This window comes from Arthrobacter sp. efr-133-TYG-120 (genome assembly GCF_030209785.1).
Taxonomy (GTDB): Bacteria; Actinomycetota; Actinomycetes; order Actinomycetales; family Micrococcaceae; genus Arthrobacter.
On record NZ_JARVRI010000013.1, the window covers coordinates 62641 to 77430 of the forward strand.

Here is a 14790-nt window from a genome sequence, read left to right on the forward strand (position 1 = left end):
CCATGTTGCCCCTGTAGAACAATCCGCGGACCTGGTTCCGCGACGGGCCGGCCTTCAAACACGAACGGCCCGGTTCGCTTGAACCGGGCCGTTCGGAGTCATCTCCGTCCGGGCTATGCTTCCAGAACCAACGGGATGATCATGGGGCGCCGGCGAAGCTTGCGGTTGACCCACGTGCCGATCACGCGGCGCACGACTTGCTGGAGCTGGTGGTTGGTGTGGTCCGCGTGGTGGAGCACCGCGTCTTCGAGGGCAGCATTGATCTTGGGGATGATCTCGTCGAATACGGAATCGTCCTCGGCCACGCCGCGGGCGTGGATTTCCGGGCCCGAGACGATCTTGCCGGTGGTCCGGTTGATCACGGTGATGACCGAGATGAAGCCCTCGTCGCCGAGGATCCTGCGGTCCTTGAGGTCGGCGTCGGTGATTTCACCCACGCTGGAGCCGTCCACATAGACGAAGCCCACTTCCACCTGGCCAACAACATTGGCTTTGTGGTCCCTGACGTCGATGACTGTGCCGTTGTCGCTGAGGATGACGCGGTCCGAGGGCACGCCGGAGTCCTCCGCCAGGTTGCCGTTGGCGATGAGGTGACGGGTTTCGCCGTGCACAGGCATCGCGTTCAGGGGCTTGAGGATGTTGTAGCAGTAGAGCAGTTCGCCCGCAGCGGCGTGTCCGGAGACATGCACTTTGGCGTTGCCCTTGTGCACGACGTCGGCGCCGAGCTTGAGCAACCCGTTGATGATCCGGTAGACCGCGTTCTCGTTGCCGGGGATGAGGCTCGAGGCCAGAATAACGGTGTCGCCCTGGCCCACCACCACGCGGTGGTCACCGTTGGCCATCCGGGACAGTGCCGCCATGGGTTCGCCCTGCGAGCCCGTGGACATGAGGACCACGCGGTGGTCCGGCAGGTTGTCGATGTTCTTGATGTCCACGAGGATTCCCGGCGGGACGTCAAGGTAGCCCAGTTTCGCGGCGATAGCCATGTTGCGCACCATGGACCGGCCCACGAAGGCGACATTGCGGCCATGCTTGGCGGCGGCGTCGAGCACTTGCTGCACCCGGTGCACGTGCGAGGAGAAGGAGGCAACGATGATCCGCTTCTTGGCCTGGCCGAACAAACGGTCCAAGGTGGGGCCGATCTCCTTTTCCGCCGTGGTGAAGCCGGGAACATCCGCGTTGGTGGAGTCGGCCATGAACAGGTCCACCCCTTCTTCACCCAGGCGGGCGAAGTGGCGCAGGTCCGTGATGCGGCCATCGAGGGGCAACTGGTCCATCTTGAAGTCGCCCGTGTGCAGGACGTTGCCGCCGGCAGTGCGGATGAAGACGGCCAAGGCATCCGGAATGGAGTGGTTGACGGCAACGAATTCGCATTCGAAGGGGCCGAACTGCTCCACCTGCCCTTCGGCGACCGTCAGCGTGTACGGCTTGATCCGGTGTTCCTGGAGCTTGGCCTCGACGAGGGCAAGCGTCAGCTGGGAACCGACCAACGGCAGGTCCGCGCGCAGGCGCAGAAGATACGGCACAGCGCCGATGTGGTCTTCGTGGCCGTGCGTCAGGACGATGGCAACTACGTCGTCCAGCCTGTCCTCGATGTACGAGAAATCGGGCAGGATCAGGTCGACACCCGGCTGTGTCTCTTCAGGGAAGAGCACGCCGCAGTCAACCACCAGCAGCTTGCCGTTGATTTCGAAAACGGCCATGTTGCGGCCGATCTCCCCCAGCCCGCCGAGGGGCACAATCCGGAGTGTTCCCTGCGGAAGTTTGGGCGGGGTGACAAGTCCGGGAAGGGCGGTTTGGGTCATAATGCGCTACTTTCCGGCGGAATCGTTCTAGACAGTGAAGTCCATTCCAGCTTCCGCCAAGTCCTCGCGGATGATTGCGATCTCGGCGGCGTCCGGCTCCACGAGGGGCAAACGGACAACCGAGTTGGGCAGGACTCCCTGCCATTTAAGAATTTGTTTGGCGGCGACGGCGCCTTGGACCCGGGTCATGGTTGCGCGGATCACGGGCTCGAGTTCGAAGTTGATCTTGCGTGCCGTGCCAAGGTCGTTCGAGTTGATGGCGTCGATCAGCTCACGGAAGCGGCGGGTGACAACGTGGGTGGTGACGCCAATCAGGCCCACCGCACCCATGGCCATCCACTGGAGGGTCAGTCCGTCGTCCCCCGAGTAGAAAAGAAGGTCGGTTTCCGCCATGACGCGTGTGGCCGCGGCGAAATCGGCCTTGGCATCCTTGACCGCAACGATGTTGGGGTGGGAGGCAAGGCCGATCATGGTCTCCGGCGCGATCTGGATGGAGGAACGCCCAGGAATGTCATAGAGCATGACAGGAAGCTCGGTGGCGGACGCAATGGCCTCGAAGTGGGCCCGGACGCCGGCCTGGCTCGGCTTGTTGTAGTACGGGGTGACGAGCAGGAGTCCGTCGACGCCGAGCTTCGCGGCTTCCTGGGAGAGGTGCACCGAGTGCGCGGTGTCATTGGTTCCCGTGCCCGCGATGATTGCCGCGCGACCGCCCACGGCTTCCTTCACGGCGCGGAACATGCCGAGGTTTTCCTCGTCGGTGAGCGTGGACGTCTCCCCCGTTGTTCCGGTGACCACCAGGCCATCGCAGCCGTCGTCAACAAGCTTGACTGCCAGTTCCGCTGCCTGCTTGTAGTCAACTTCGCCGTCCTTGGTGAACGGGGTGACCATGGCGGTCAGAAGGGTACCGAGAGCAGGAACGTTCGCACGAGAGTCAGACATATGAAAAACGTTACCCTGTCAGCTGCGGGTTAGGAGAATGGGGCCCGCGTGATTGTCGTCAAATTCAACGAAATGGGAGCACGGCCTCAGGCCGAAGCGTCGCTGTGGCGCCCGGGCGTCGCTGGCCTCTCCGGCGAGCAATACCGGGCAACCGCGGACTCCCGCAAGCGGCCCGCCCACGCTCCCAGCCGCTGTGCTGCCCGCACATAGTCGAACAATTCAACGGGGGTCAGCGATTCAACGTCGGTCTCCGCGAGCCGCCTGGCAAGTTCGGCGCCCGGTTGCTGTTCGCCCAGAACGGTTCCCTCGCGGCGCCACTGCACATCTTCAGGGGGTTCCCCTGCGACAAGCTGCCGGAAGAGGAAATCGACGACGCCCGGGCTCATCGCCTTCATGGGCCCATCCAGGCCTTGGGGATAGCCATTCGGCCGCTTCGAAGGATCGTTCATGCAGCCATGGTATTCGAACATATATTCGAATACAAGGTGTTCTCTCCGAGGGGCCGGACGCTACCGCTCCGCAGCGGTGGGCTCAGCGCGGAAGAGTCGCACGGCGTCGCGCATGGATTCCCGCGCGCGCTTGCGGTCGCCGGCGGCATCGTAGGCGCAGCTGAGCCGGAACCAGGAACGCCAGTCCTCGGGGGCGGCCTCGGCCTCCACCCGGTACTTTTCAAACTCGGCGTCCGCGGCTGCACGCACGATGCGGCCTCCCGGCGTGCGCGGCAGGTTGTCCACCGGCAGCCCGCCTTCGGCTTCGAGCACCTTCGCCATCTTTTCCGTGCGCGCACCGAAAACAAGCTCGCGGATCAATGCCCACGCTCCAATGATCGGAAGCACCAGGTAGGCGGCTCCGATTCCCTTGGCGACCAGGTTCGCGTCACTGAGCAGCAGGATCGAGCGCTCGAAGGTAACCACGAGGTAGAGAACCAGCAACAGGGTGACGGCACCTACCCAGATCTTGGTGCGGTTCTCCTTGAATGCTTTCCAGAGCAAGCCCATGCGCCTACAGCCCCAGATCCAAATAGCCGTCCAGGCCGACGGTCAGCCCGGGGTGGGACGCCACATTGCGCAGTCCCAGCAGCACACCGGGCATGAAGGACGCCCGGTCGAAGGAATCGTGGCGGATGGTCAGTTGCTCTCCCGGGCCGCCGAGGAGCACTTCCTGATGCGCCACGAGTCCACGCAAACGGACGCTGTGGACGCGGACACCGTCCACGTCGCAACCGCGGGCACCGTCAAGGGCAGTGTTCGTGGCATCCGGGCTAGCGGGGACGCCGGCTTCTTCGCGGGCGGCGGCAATGAGCTGGGCCGTGCGGACGGCCGTGCCCGAGGGCGCGTCCACCTTGTTCGGGTGGTGCAGCTCGATGATTTCCACCGATTCGAAATACTTGGAAGCCTTGGCGGCGAAGGCCGAGGCAAGGACGGAGCCGAGGGCGAAGTTGGGGGCGATCAGGACGCCTGCCTCCGGGTTCGCCGCAAGCAACTCGCGCAACGCCGCGAGCCGCTCGGCGTCCCAGCCAGTGGTGCCGACAACAGCATGCATGCCGTGTTCGACGGCGAAGCGGACGTTCGCTTCGGTGCTGTCCGGAACGGTCAGGTCGACGACATATTTCGCACCGGCGTCGAGCAGGGTATCAAGGGAATCGCCGCGGCCGAGCGCCGCGACGAGCTTCATGTCGGCGGCTGCCTCCACCGCCTTGACGGCTTCGATACCCATGCGGCCCTGGGCGCCCAGAACGGCGACAGCAAGTTGTTCGGTCATGCCCTTAACCCTACCGGGCGGCGCGCCGGGTTTTTCGCCCCAACGTGGGGTCGCCGGGAAGCTACTCCCCTGCCCCGACCCACTCGACCGTGCCATCGCTGAAGAACTGTTCCTTCCAGATGGGCACTTGCGCTTTGATCCTGTCCACGAGCTCCGAGCACACTGCGAAAGCCTGCCCTCTGTGTGCAGCGGCAACGGCGCAGACGAGCGCAGGTTCGCCAATCTCCAGCAGGCCGATCCTGTGCGCTGCCCAGATCCGTACAGGCTGGGCTGCCTCCCCCGAGTGCTCGGCCACGAGCTTCGCGACGACGTCGGCCATGACCTGGTGCGCCGTGGGGTGGGCGCTGTAGCTGAGCCTGTCGACGGGTTTGCCGCCGTCGTGGTTCCGGACCACGCCGCTGAAGCTCACTACCGCTCCCGCCGTGTCCGATTCAACCGCCGCTATGGCCTGGTCGACGGAAATCGGCTCCGCGCTGAGGATCGCGCTGATGACTTCGAAGCCGGTTTCAGTGGTCATGGCTTCCCTCCAACTGATCGCATAGGTGGACGATGACAGGATCAAGGACGGCAAGGCCGTCCATTACGCCCTTCGGTGAGCCCGGCAGGTTCACGATGAACGTCTTGCCGGCTGTACCTGCATGGCCCCGGCTCAACATCGCCATGGGGGTCTTGGCGGCACCGGCGCGCCGGATGCCTTCCATGAGCCCCGGTATTTCTCGGTCAAGCAAAGGCAAGGTGACTTCCGGTGTGCGGTCATCGGGGCTCAGACCGGTACCGCCGCTCGTAATGACGACGGCGGGTTCCAGGGTCAGCAGCGCCCGGATGGCGGCACCGACCGGCTCCCCATCCGGCACTACCATGACGGGGAAGGTCTCGTAGCCGTGTTCGACCAGCCAGTCCAGGATCACGGGGCCGCTCTTGTCCTCATAGATTCCTGCCGCGGCACGGTTGGAGGCGATGACCACGCCGGCCTTCCGCGGCCCACGGACGGGTTCGCAGGCGTTCATGCGCGCTCTCCTTCGCCGGTCGCGGCGGACGGGGCGGGAACGGCCCAGTCGCCGCTCTTTCCGCCGCTCTTGGCCAGCACCTGGATGCCGCTGATGACTGCGTGCTTGTCCACTGCCTTGATCATGTCGTAGACGCTCAAGGCGGCCACCGATGCCGCAGTCAACGCTTCCATTTCCACGCCCGTGACACCCCTGGTCTTCACCGTTGCCAGGACAACCACCGTGTCCGGGCCGAGTTCGAAGTCCACGGTGACCTTGGAAATCGGCAGCGGGTGGCACAGCGGGATGAGTTCGGGCGTCTTCTTGGCTGCCATGATGCCCGCAACGCGCGCTACCGCGAGGGCGTCGCCTTTCGGAAGCTCACCGGCGCCGAGCAAGGAAAGCACCTCGGCGGTGCTGTGGACGGTGGCCGTGGCGGTCGCCTCCCGTGTGGTCACGGCCTTCCCGGAGACGTCGACCATTTGGGCTGTACCATCTTGGCGCAAATGCGTAAGGGCGCCGCCGACCATGCCGGCGGGTTCTGGAGTGTCGTTCACAACATCCATACTTCCACTTCCGCCCCGGCGTCGAGTTCCGTGACGGCCGCAGGCACCTGGACCAGCGCGTTCGAGTTGGCCAGCGCATGGATGAGATGGGAGCCGGCACCGCCCTCCAGCCGGACTGTTCCCCCCGGAAGCAGCGTTCCGCGGCGGACCTGGTGTTTTCCGGCGGGCGAAGTCAAAGACTCCGTAAGGCGGGCCTGCAGGCTGGGCCGCAAGGCGGGGATTCCGACCACGGCGGCGAGCGCCGGGCGAAGGAACATTTCGAAGGACACGAGGCAGCTCACGGGATTGCCCGGGAATCCCAGGAAGGGCACGCCGTCGAACATTCCGATCCCCTGGGGGCCGCCAGGTTGCATGGCCACCGACACGAATTCGACGGCGTGGCCCATCATCGCCTGCCGGACCACTTCGTAGGCTCCTTTGCTGACGCCCCCGGTGCTGACGATGAGATCGACGGTCCCGCTCCGGCCGCGGAGGAGCGCCAACAGCTCGGCGGGATCGTCGCCGCTGATTCCCGTCCGTGTGACGTGGAGGCCGGACTGCAGCATGGCGGCTTCGAGCAGGGTTCCGTTGGAATCGTAGATCTTGCCTGCCGGCAGGGACGTGCCGGGCTCCACGACTTCGTCGCCCGTGGTCACCAGGAGCACGCGCACCGGCGTGCGGACCTCGACGGCGGTCATCCCCAAGGCGGCGAGCAGCCCCAATTGCCCGGGCCCGAGGGCAGTTCCTGCGTGCAAGGCGACGGTTCCCGCGGTGATGTCGCTCCCGGCGTCGCGGACGAACGTTCCCGGCTCGGTGGTGGGAAGACGGACTGTTGCTGGCACGCCGGGGACGGGAAAGACATCAGGCAGGGCCTGTTCGATAGGCACGACGGCGTCGGCCCCCTCGGGCATCATGGCGCCCGTCATGATCGGGGCTGCGGTGCCCGGGATGAGTCGGACCGGTGCCGCGCCGGCCGGGACCGGGTCCACGACCGTCAACTCCGCACCGGCGTCGCTCCCTGCGTGGGGGGCAAGGTCGGCTGAGCGGACGGCGAACCCGTCCATCTGGGAGTTGGCGAACGGCGGCAGGCTGAGCGGGGCCAGGACATCGGCGGCAAGTACCCGGCCGAGCGCCCCCATCAGCGGAAGCTCCTCGGTGCCCTTCGTGTCCGCGAGGCCGGACAGCAGCTCCTGGACGGCTTGGCGGTGTGCTGCGACGGATCGTGCCACGAGGGTTCCTCCCGGATTGGTTCGCTCAGACTTTCACAGCCTAATGTCAGTTGGCGGTGACATGGATGGTGTGGAACCCCGTGGCGCCGTCCGGGGCGACGGGAGTTTGGGCTTCGGGCTGCGGCGTACCCGTGGCATCGGTGGCACGGACCTGGACTTCATGGTTCCCGGAGCCCAGCTCAAGGCCCAGCTGCCATTGGTACCACGTATCCGACGAGATCCCCGGCGCGAGCTTGGCTTCCTGCCACTTGCCGCGGTCGACGCGCAGCTCCACCCGGGAGACGCCGCGGTGTTGAGCCCACGCGACACCGCCGAACTGGACCGTTCCCGCCTTTACTGAGCGGCCGTCCCGGGGCACGTCGATGCGCGACTGGGTCTTGATGGGACCGTGGTCGCTCCAACCGCGAGGGACCCAGTAGCCCTGATCGTCGGCGAAACGCGTCACCTTCAGTTCGGTCAGCCATTTGGTGGCCGAAACATAGCCGTAGAGGCCCGGGACGACCATCCGGACGGGGAAGCCATGCTCCAGCGGCAGGGGTTCGCCGTTCATTCCGACGGCGAGGATCGCGTCCCGGTTGTCGGTGAGCGCCTCGAGGGGGGTTCCGGCGGTCCAGCCGTCAGTGCTGCGGGAGAGCACCATGTCCGCACCAGGCTTCGGTCCGGCCATGGCGAGGAGTTCGCGGACCGGCCAGCCCAGCCAGAGGGCGTTGCCGATCAGGTCTCCGCCGACTTCATTGGATACGCACGCGATGGTCACGTGACGCTCGATCATCGGCTTCGTCAGCAGGGTGGCGAAATCCAAGGTGACTTCGCGTTCCACCAGGCCAGTCACCTTGAGGGTCCAGTCCGGCGGATTCACGGCAGGCGGGATCAGCGCGGTGTCGATCCGGTAGAAGTCGGGGTTCGGCGTGACGAGCGGCTGCAGGCCCGCCAAGGTGAGGGCGGCGCCGTCGGGAACCTTTTGCGGGGGCGTCACCGGGGCAGGAAGCGCCACCCCGCGGCGGAAATCGGATGCCACCGTTCCCGCCCTCCGCACGAGGGTCGTGACGATCCCCGCCGCCGCCGCTGCTATCGCGGTTCCACCCAGCAATTGCATAAAGCTTCGGCGCGCCAAGGGCATGTCGCTTGCAACGGGCACGGGTCGCCAGGTTTCCAGCCGCTGGATCAGGAGCCGGAGGAAAAGCATGGTGACGATCGTGGCCACGACGGGGGCAATTGCGGCTGTCGGCGCGGCTTGGGCACGGGTCAGCACTGCAGCCAGCCCCGCAGCTCCAGCGAGCAAGGCGAGCGCCAGCCCCGCTCCTTTTCGCCGATACTCCAGCAGTCCTGCTACCGCGGCGAGGACCAAGGTCACCAGGGCGATGCTGACAATCAGGGCAAGTTTGTCGGCGGTGCCGAAAAGGTTGACGGCCAGTTCCTTGGCCCAACCCGGCACGGCGTCGATGACCACACCGCCCAACGCGGTGACCGGTGAAACGGACGGGCTCAGGAACCCGGCCAGCAACTCGCCGGCCGCCACCCCGAACCCGATGGCCACCACGCCGCACGCCGCCGCCCACCGGACGGCCGTCCTGGTACCGGCTTTCTTCGAAGTGGTCCTGCTCATAATGTGCCTGCCTGTTTGGGGCTCTCGGACGGAACGGTGTCCGCGTGGACTGTCTGCTTCGGAAATACCTCGGCGTGGGCCGGGGCGGCCTGTGCACCCGACGGAAGGCGGAGCGTGAATCGGCAGCCCTCGCCGGTGTTCGCCACCGTGACCGTGCCGCCGTGAGCCTTCACGATGCCTGCCACCATGCTGAGCCCCACGCCTGCTCCGCTGTATCGCGGTGGACCCCCTTCCACAGGCTTCCCCGCTCCCCGGGCACGGTCCTTTTGCCAGCCGGTCTCGAAAACGTGGGCGAGATCCTCCTCGTCGATGCCTCCGCAGCTGTCCACGACGTCGACGACGGCGTCGCTCCCGTCGCGTCCGACGCGAACCATGACCCCGCCGTCGGGCCGGCTGTAGATGATCGCGTTGAGCAGCACGTTCCGGACGGCCCGTCCCAGGCTGGGGCCGTCCGCGACGGCCATGCACTCCCGGTCGCCGCCGCCGTCGAGCCGGATGCCGCGTTGGGCGGCGAGGGGCGCGAGATCGGCGATGGCGTCGCTCACGAGGTCGTAGAGGTCGAGGGATTCTGCGCTCAGGCGGAGCGTTCCCGCCTGGATTTTGGACAGTTCCAGGAGGTCGTTGACCATGACCGCCATCTGGTCCGTCTGGGCGATGATCTTGCGGTAGTACGCGGGGATGTCGGAGGCCATGCCATCTTCCAGCGCTTCGGCCATGGCCCGCATGCTGGCCAAAGGGGTCCGGAGGTCGTGCGAGATCCAGGAGACCAGTTCGCGGCGGGCGGTTTCGACGGCGGCTTCCCGTCGCCGGGATTCCTCAAGTTTGACGCTGCTCGCTTCGAGTTCCTGGGCTAGCTGGGCGAGCTCGGAGTTCATTGCCGGTCCGGCCCGCCGCGATCCCGATTGTGGCAGGAAGGAGCCATCGAGGGCTTCTCCGCTGCCGAGGCGCCGCGTTGCTGCGACGAGCCGGATGGCGTTGCGGGACACCCCGGCCCCGAGGACCAGGGAAATCGCGATCGCCACGGCCGAGGCTACCCCGAGGATGTACCACATGACTTCGAGGTCCAGGGCGGAAATGAACATCGCATTGAAGGCGCTCACCATCCCTGCCACGAGGACGGCAACGGTGGCCACCACCACGAGGCAAATCTGGACCAGGATCGACGCGCCACGCAGGAAACGCAGCAAGGCAAGGGTCAAGGCGCCGATGAGGACCGCCCACAGCAGCATCCAGCCCAGGATGGTGAACATTTCAGCCGGCTGCATGTCCACCTTCCTTCGCGTCAAAGCGGTAGCCGACTCCCCAGACCGTTTTGAGCAGCACCGGGGTGGTGGGGTTGTCTTCGATCTTTTCCCGCAAGCGACGCACGTGGACGGTCACAGTGGACAAATCCCCGAAGTCCCAACCCCACACTGCCTTGATGAGATCCTCGCGGCTGAACACCTGGTTGGGCCGGCGGAGGAGGAACGCCAGCAGATCGAACTCACGCACCGTGAGCATCAGGGGTTTGCCATCCTGGAGCACTGTGCGCGAGGCAGGATCCAATTCGAAGCCGGCGAGTTCGACTGGCGGTTCCGGGCTGAATTCCCGGATGCTCCGGCGCAGGACGGACTTCACACGGAGGACCAACTCGCGGGGCGAGAAGGGCTTGGTGACATAGTCGTCCGCTCCGCTTTCCAATCCCAGGATCCGGTCGTCTTCCGTGCCGAGGGCGGTCACCATGATGATCGGTACGCTCATGGCCAGGCGGAGCCTGCGGCACACTTCCACGCCGTCGAGTCCGGGCAGCATCCGGTCCAGGATGACAAGGTCGGGCCGCCTGGCGGCCGCGAGGCTCAGCGCGGTGAAGCCGTCCCCCGCGAGATCGACTTGGAAGCCTGCCTGGACCAGGTAGTCCCGGACGACGTCGGCGATGGTCTGTTCGTCTTCGACCAGCAGGATACGCCGATTGCCGACGTCGGCACCGTGCGGGGCGGGCTGCGTGTTCACACCTTCAGCATAGATTCGCGGGGTGCCCGCGGTACGTGTTCCGGGCGTCCACGGGCCAACCGTATGCATTCCGTAAGAAGTCACCTCTTGCGTTGCCTTCCACGGGAGCGGATGACGAACGTGACTGGTGGCCGATATCACGCTCGGGCCCTGCCTGGCGTAGCCTGAACCCATGAGTGTTCAGCTAGGCATGCCGTTGCCCCCTACGGGCGATGGGACGGGAAGCAGCGTGTCTGCTCCTCCGCCGCGCCCTGCCGGAACTCCTCCGGGCCTGTTCGACCGTTACGGACGCCGGGCCACCGACATGCGCTTGTCCCTGACCGACAAATGCAATCTCCGCTGCACCTACTGCATGCCGGCCGAAGGCCTCGAATGGTTGTCCAAACAAGCCGTGATGACCGCCGCCGAGATCGTCCGGCTGGTGCGGATCGGCGTCGAACACCTCGGGGTCCGCGAACTGCGCCTCACCGGAGGCGAGCCCCTGGTCCGCGCCGACCTGGTGGACATCATCACCGCCCTCCGCCAGGCGCACCCCGATCTGCCGATCTCCATGACCACCAACGGCGTCGGACTCGACAAGAAAGCAGCAGCGCTCAAGCAAGCCGGACTCACCCGCATCAACGTCTCCCTCGACTCCCTCCACGAAGAAACCTTCACGAAGCTGACCCGGCGGCCTTTCCTGGACAAGGTCCTGGCAGGCGTCGATGCCGCCCGGGCCGCGGGCCTGGGACCGGTCAAGATCAACGCCGTCCTCATGCGCGGAATCAACGACGCCGAGTCCCCCGAGCTCCTGGCCTGGGCAGTGGAGCGCGGCTATGAACTGCGCTTCATCGAACAAATGCCGCTGGACGCCGACCACGGCTGGACCCGGCGCGACATGATCACCGCAGCCGAGATCCGCGAACTGCTCTCCCGCGACTTCGCCCTGGCCCCGGACCCGCGCGAACGCGACGGCGCACCAGCGGAACGATTCGAAGTACGACGGCGGGACCCGGCATCCGTCCAAGCCACCGGTCCGCTCCTGGGCACCGTCGGCATCATCGCCTCCGTCACCGAACCGTTCTGCTCCGATTGCCGGCGCACAAGGATCACCGCCGAAGGCAAGATCATGAGCTGCCTGTTCTCCCGCGAAGAATTCGACCTGTTGGGACTACTCCGGTCCGGAGCCAGCGACGAGGAACTCGCCCAACGCTGGCAGGACGCCATGTGGATCAAACCCAAAGCACACGGCATGGACCACAGCGGCCTCGGCGCACCCGACTTCGTCCAACCAGACCGCAGCATGAGCGCCATCGGAGGCTGAGGCTTTGCTCGTAAGATACTTCGCTGCCGCGCGCGCCGCGGCAGGCGTCGAAGAGGAACACCACGATCTCCCGGACGGAACCAGCTTGGACGGGCTGATCGCGGCCGTGCTCGCCGTCGAACGTCCGGAACCACCGGCCGGCACACCGCCCCTGGCCCGGATCATTTCGCGCAGCAGCTTCCTGCGCAACGAGATAGCGGTCCGCGACCATTCGGCGGCCCTCGGTGCGGACGACGTCGTTGACGTCCTCCCGCCGTTTGCCGGGGGCTGAGCCGGCCACGGCCGGAGGGTAGCTCCCGGGGTCCAAGGAGCCTACGCTGTGCCTATCCGCGCAACAGCAAAGGAACAGCCATGTACACCCTCCTGATCGAACACGCCGTGAACGACTTCGACGCATGGAAGCGGTCGTTCGACTCGGATCCGGCAGATCGCACCGGCTCCGGCGTTGTTTCGTACAGGGTCTCCAAGCCCGTGGACGATTCCCAGCGGGTCCTGATTGAGCTTGATTTCGCCGAGCGGGAGCGCGCTGAATCAATGCTGGACACCTTGCGGACACGGGTGTGGAGTGGACCTGGAAGGCCGGCCTCGCTCGACGGCATGCCGGATGCGCGGATCGTTGAGTCGTTGGAGGCCAAGGTCCTCTGAACGCTGTGCCTGCCGGACGTGTGCCTTAGACGCGCCTGCACACAGAGACCATGAACGGGCTGAATGTCGGGGCATCCCCGAGCCTCAGTTCCGCCGTGTGGGTCAGCACGCCGCCGTCCACCTTGAAGGTGTGGCGCGCGGTCCCGCGAGGACTACGCCGCTCAAGCCTGAGCGTGCCGTCCTCCCAATGCCCGCGGGCCGGAGCTTCCGGTGGCCGGCCCATACTGTCCACGTAGTACCAGAGGGTCTCTCCGTGGTCCGGGTCAACGGTGAAGACACCGTGGCCCTCGAAATGGGTGCCGTCAGGCTCGATGTGCCGGTAGCTCTGCACCAAGGCGTAGCCTCCCGCCGCGCGCGAGAATGTCACCTCGGCGTCGGCGGTCCGGGCGGGTCCCCAGGGCGAGGCCGCAAGCTCGGTGCTCCCCCGCCAATGACCCAGGAATGCCTCCAGCGCAGTGTGTGCATGACTCTTCAATGGCTCGTTCATGGCGACTCCTGCGCGGGACGATGGATACGTCACCATCATGTTCCCGATCGAGCAGGCGCGTCCAGCCTTCCCCACCCGGACGCGGGTTTAGAGGCCGAACGTCTCGGATTCCTCGAAGGGCCCGACGACGGTTACGGTGCGGGGGGCTTCGGCGAGCACCCGGGCGAGTTCCTGGACCTGCTCGGCGGTGACGGCCTTGATGCGGTCCAGCGTTTCGTCGATGTCCTGGAATTCGCCGGAGACGAGCTCGGCGCGGCCGAGGCGGGACATCCGCGAACCGGTGTCTTCAAGGGCCAGGACGATTCCGCCGCACAATTGGCCGACGGCCTTGCGCAGTTCCTCGTCCGTGATTCCGTCGGCAGCGAGCTTGTCCAGCTCGGCGCCCAGGAGTTCCAGGACCTGCTTGACCTTCGACGGCGTGCAGCCGGCGTACATGCCGAAGTAGCCTGCGTCAGCATAGGCGGAGGCGAAGGAATAGGTGGAGTAGACGAGGCCCCGCTTTTCGCGGATCTCCTGGAAGAGGCGCGAAGACATGCCACCGCCAAGGACAGCGTTCAGGACGCTCATCACGAAGCGCCGATCGTCGGTGGCCACGATCGAGGGGCAACCCATGATGATGTTGGCCTGCTCCACGGGACGCTTGATCACATGCAGCCCTGCGGTACCCGTGATGTCCGCCCGCTCGGTGGAACGGCGCTCAACGGGGGCGGCGGTGTCCTTCAGCTCCCAGCCTGCCGTCCGCAAGGCATCGAGCACGAGGCGGCACACGATGTCGTGGTCCAGGCCGCCGGCAGCGGTGATCACGATTTCGTCGGGTCGGTAGTAGCGCTGGTAGTGTGCCCACACCGAATCGCGGGACACAGCCTTGATGGCGGCAGGGGTGCCCCCGATCGGTCGGCCCAGCGGATGCACACCGAGCACTGCGGCCACGAAGTTTTCATGTGCGACGTCGGTGGGGTCATCGCTGTCCATGGCGATTTCCTCAAGGATCACGTCGCGTTCCTGCTCAAGTTCCGCAGGATCCAGCACGGCGCCGGTGATCATGTCCGCGATGACGTCGATAGCCATCGGAAGATCTGTGTCCAGCACCCGCGCAAAGTAGCACGTGCTTTCCTTCGCGGTGGCCGCGTTCGATTCACCGCCGACCTCGTCGAAAGCGGACGCGATCTCCAGGGCTGTGCGCTTCTTGGTGCCTTTGAACAAGAGGTGCTCAAGGAAGTGGGTGGAGCCGTGCTGGCCGTCCGCCTCGTCCCGGGAACCGACACCCACCCAGAATCCGATGGTTGCGGATCGCTGCCCGGGCATGGCCTCTGTGAGCACCCGGACGCCTCCCGGAAGCACTGAACGCCGGACAACGGAGCCGCCTTCGGCGCCATGGATCAATTCGCCGCCGGGCACGGTCTGCGCCAATGGGAGGGGTACGACAGTCATCAAGACCTTTCAGTTCTGCGGGAAATCATGGGTGCCAAATCTGGCTGCAATCGTACCAGCGGGT

17 protein-coding genes are annotated in these 14790 nt (G+C 65.8%); 3 read left to right on the plus strand and 14 right to left on the minus strand.

Annotated elements, in window-relative coordinates; translation table 11 throughout:
* Positions 1-113 precede the first annotated feature (113 nt).
* From QRN51_RS07750 to QRN51_RS07805, 12 genes are all read right to left on the minus strand, one after another.
* On the minus strand, positions 114-1805 hold the full coding sequence (locus tag QRN51_RS07750) for a ribonuclease J (RefSeq protein ID WP_059387811.1): 1692 nt from the start codon (positions 1803-1805) through the stop codon (positions 114-116).
* A 27-nt stretch (positions 1806-1832) separates the two neighbouring features.
* Positions 1833-2744 carry a 4-hydroxy-tetrahydrodipicolinate synthase gene (dapA, locus tag QRN51_RS07755; protein ID WP_059387812.1) on the minus strand — a complete coding sequence of 304 codons (912 nt, stop codon included), beginning with the start codon at positions 2742-2744 and terminating at the stop codon, positions 1833-1835.
* Between the two features lie 86 nt (positions 2745-2830).
* Positions 2831-3193 (minus strand): hypothetical protein, encoded by a 363-nt coding sequence (locus QRN51_RS07760; RefSeq protein WP_284989334.1) that lies wholly within the window; start codon positions 3191-3193, stop codon positions 2831-2833.
* Positions 3194-3253: 60 nt separating this feature from the next.
* Entirely contained in the window at positions 3254-3742 is a 489-nt protein-coding gene (locus QRN51_RS07765) for a hypothetical protein (RefSeq protein ID WP_502870852.1), read from the minus strand.
* A 4-nt stretch (positions 3743-3746) separates the two neighbouring features.
* On the minus strand, positions 3747-4505 hold the full coding sequence (dapB, locus tag QRN51_RS07770; RefSeq protein ID WP_284989336.1) for a 4-hydroxy-tetrahydrodipicolinate reductase: 759 nt from the start codon (positions 4503-4505) through the stop codon (positions 3747-3749).
* Between the two features lie 61 nt (positions 4506-4566).
* On the minus strand, positions 4567-5022 hold the full coding sequence (locus QRN51_RS07775) for a molybdenum cofactor biosynthesis protein MoaE (protein WP_284989337.1): 456 nt from the start codon (positions 5020-5022) through the stop codon (positions 4567-4569).
* Positions 5012-5512, minus strand: coding sequence for a MogA/MoaB family molybdenum cofactor biosynthesis protein (locus tag QRN51_RS07780; RefSeq protein ID WP_284989338.1), 501 nt, complete (start codon positions 5510-5512; stop codon positions 5012-5014). The genes QRN51_RS07775 and QRN51_RS07780 overlap by 11 nt, the downstream gene beginning before the upstream one ends.
* Complete coding sequence (gene moaC / locus QRN51_RS07785; RefSeq protein ID WP_284989339.1) at positions 5509-6057, minus strand: cyclic pyranopterin monophosphate synthase MoaC; 549 nt, start codon at positions 6055-6057, stop codon at positions 5509-5511. Before moaC ends, QRN51_RS07780 begins: the two co-directional genes overlap by 4 nt.
* Complete coding sequence (locus QRN51_RS07790) at positions 6045-7265, minus strand: molybdopterin molybdotransferase MoeA (protein ID WP_284989340.1); 1221 nt, start codon at positions 7263-7265, stop codon at positions 6045-6047. Before QRN51_RS07790 ends, moaC begins: the two co-directional genes overlap by 13 nt.
* A gap of 46 nt (positions 7266-7311) precedes the next feature.
* The gene (locus tag QRN51_RS07795) at positions 7312-8871 is read right to left on the minus strand and encodes a molybdopterin-dependent oxidoreductase (RefSeq protein WP_284989341.1); all 1560 of its coding nucleotides are present in this window, start codon (positions 8869-8871) and stop codon (positions 7312-7314) included.
* Positions 8868-10136, minus strand: coding sequence for a sensor histidine kinase (locus QRN51_RS07800; protein WP_284989342.1), 1269 nt, complete (start codon positions 10134-10136; stop codon positions 8868-8870). The genes QRN51_RS07795 and QRN51_RS07800 overlap by 4 nt, the downstream gene beginning before the upstream one ends.
* Positions 10123-10860 carry a response regulator transcription factor gene (locus tag QRN51_RS07805; protein WP_284989343.1) on the minus strand — a complete coding sequence of 246 codons (738 nt, stop codon included), beginning with the start codon at positions 10858-10860 and terminating at the stop codon, positions 10123-10125. Before QRN51_RS07805 ends, QRN51_RS07800 begins: the two co-directional genes overlap by 14 nt.
* A 172-nt stretch (positions 10861-11032) precedes the next feature.
* Here QRN51_RS07805 and moaA point away from each other — a divergent pair, with 172 nt between their 5' ends.
* From moaA to QRN51_RS07820, 3 genes are all read left to right on the plus strand, one after another.
* The gene (gene moaA / locus QRN51_RS07810) at positions 11033-12163 is read left to right on the plus strand and encodes a GTP 3',8-cyclase MoaA (RefSeq protein WP_284989344.1); all 1131 of its coding nucleotides are present in this window, start codon (positions 11033-11035) and stop codon (positions 12161-12163) included.
* Positions 12164-12167: 4 nt separating this feature from the next.
* Positions 12168-12434 carry a MoaD/ThiS family protein gene (locus QRN51_RS07815; protein WP_284989345.1) on the plus strand — a complete coding sequence of 89 codons (267 nt, stop codon included), beginning with the start codon at positions 12168-12170 and terminating at the stop codon, positions 12432-12434.
* 80 nt (positions 12435-12514) lie between these two features.
* On the plus strand, positions 12515-12808 hold the full coding sequence (locus QRN51_RS07820; RefSeq protein ID WP_284989346.1) for a hypothetical protein: 294 nt from the start codon (positions 12515-12517) through the stop codon (positions 12806-12808).
* 25 nt (positions 12809-12833) lie between these two features.
* On the opposite strand, the gene QRN51_RS07825 is transcribed toward QRN51_RS07820, so the two are convergent.
* Together QRN51_RS07825 and QRN51_RS07830 are read right to left on the minus strand one after the other, a co-directional pair.
* Positions 12834-13295: a DUF1579 family protein gene (locus QRN51_RS07825; protein WP_284989347.1), complete on the minus strand. Its 462-nt coding sequence runs from the start codon at positions 13293-13295 to the stop codon at positions 12834-12836.
* An 87-nt stretch (positions 13296-13382) separates the two neighbouring features.
* On the minus strand, positions 13383-14726 hold the full coding sequence (locus QRN51_RS07830; RefSeq protein ID WP_284989348.1) for a M16 family metallopeptidase: 1344 nt from the start codon (positions 14724-14726) through the stop codon (positions 13383-13385).
* Positions 14727-14790 lie beyond the last annotated feature (64 nt).

Excerpts from the sequence above, each read along its gene's own strand:
- QRN51_RS07830 (WP_284989348.1), bottom strand. The coding sequence starts at position 14,726 with ATGACTGTCGTACCCCTCCCATTGGCGCAGACCGTGCCCGGCGGCGAA.
- QRN51_RS07780 (WP_284989338.1), bottom strand. The coding sequence starts at position 5,512 with ATGAACGCCTGCGAACCCGTCCGTGGGCCGCGGAAGGCCGGCGTGGTC.
- QRN51_RS07775 (WP_284989337.1), bottom strand. The coding sequence starts at position 5,022 with ATGACCACTGAAACCGGCTTCGAAGTCATCAGCGCGATCCTCAGCGCG.
- QRN51_RS07765 (WP_502870852.1), bottom strand. The coding sequence starts at position 3,742 with ATGGGCTTGCTCTGGAAAGCATTCAAGGAGAACCGCACCAAGATCTGG.
- QRN51_RS07800 (WP_284989342.1), bottom strand. The coding sequence starts at position 10,136 with ATGCAGCCGGCTGAAATGTTCACCATCCTGGGCTGGATGCTGCTGTGG.
- QRN51_RS07750 (WP_059387811.1), bottom strand. The coding sequence starts at position 1,805 with ATGACCCAAACCGCCCTTCCCGGACTTGTCACCCCGCCCAAACTTCCG.
- dapB (WP_284989336.1), bottom strand. The coding sequence starts at position 4,505 with ATGACCGAACAACTTGCTGTCGCCGTTCTGGGCGCCCAGGGCCGCATG.
- QRN51_RS07795 (WP_284989341.1), bottom strand. The coding sequence starts at position 8,871 with ATGAGCAGGACCACTTCGAAGAAAGCCGGTACCAGGACGGCCGTCCGG.
- QRN51_RS07825 (WP_284989347.1), bottom strand. The coding sequence starts at position 13,295 with ATGAACGAGCCATTGAAGAGTCATGCACACACTGCGCTGGAGGCATTC.
- moaA (WP_284989344.1), top strand. The coding sequence starts at position 11,033 with ATGAGTGTTCAGCTAGGCATGCCGTTGCCCCCTACGGGCGATGGGACG.
- QRN51_RS07820 (WP_284989346.1), top strand. The coding sequence starts at position 12,515 with ATGTACACCCTCCTGATCGAACACGCCGTGAACGACTTCGACGCATGG.
- dapA (WP_059387812.1), bottom strand. The coding sequence starts at position 2,744 with ATGTCTGACTCTCGTGCGAACGTTCCTGCTCTCGGTACCCTTCTGACC.
- moaC (WP_284989339.1), bottom strand. The coding sequence starts at position 6,057 with ATGGATGTTGTGAACGACACTCCAGAACCCGCCGGCATGGTCGGCGGC.
- QRN51_RS07760 (WP_284989334.1), bottom strand. The coding sequence starts at position 3,193 with ATGAACGATCCTTCGAAGCGGCCGAATGGCTATCCCCAAGGCCTGGAT.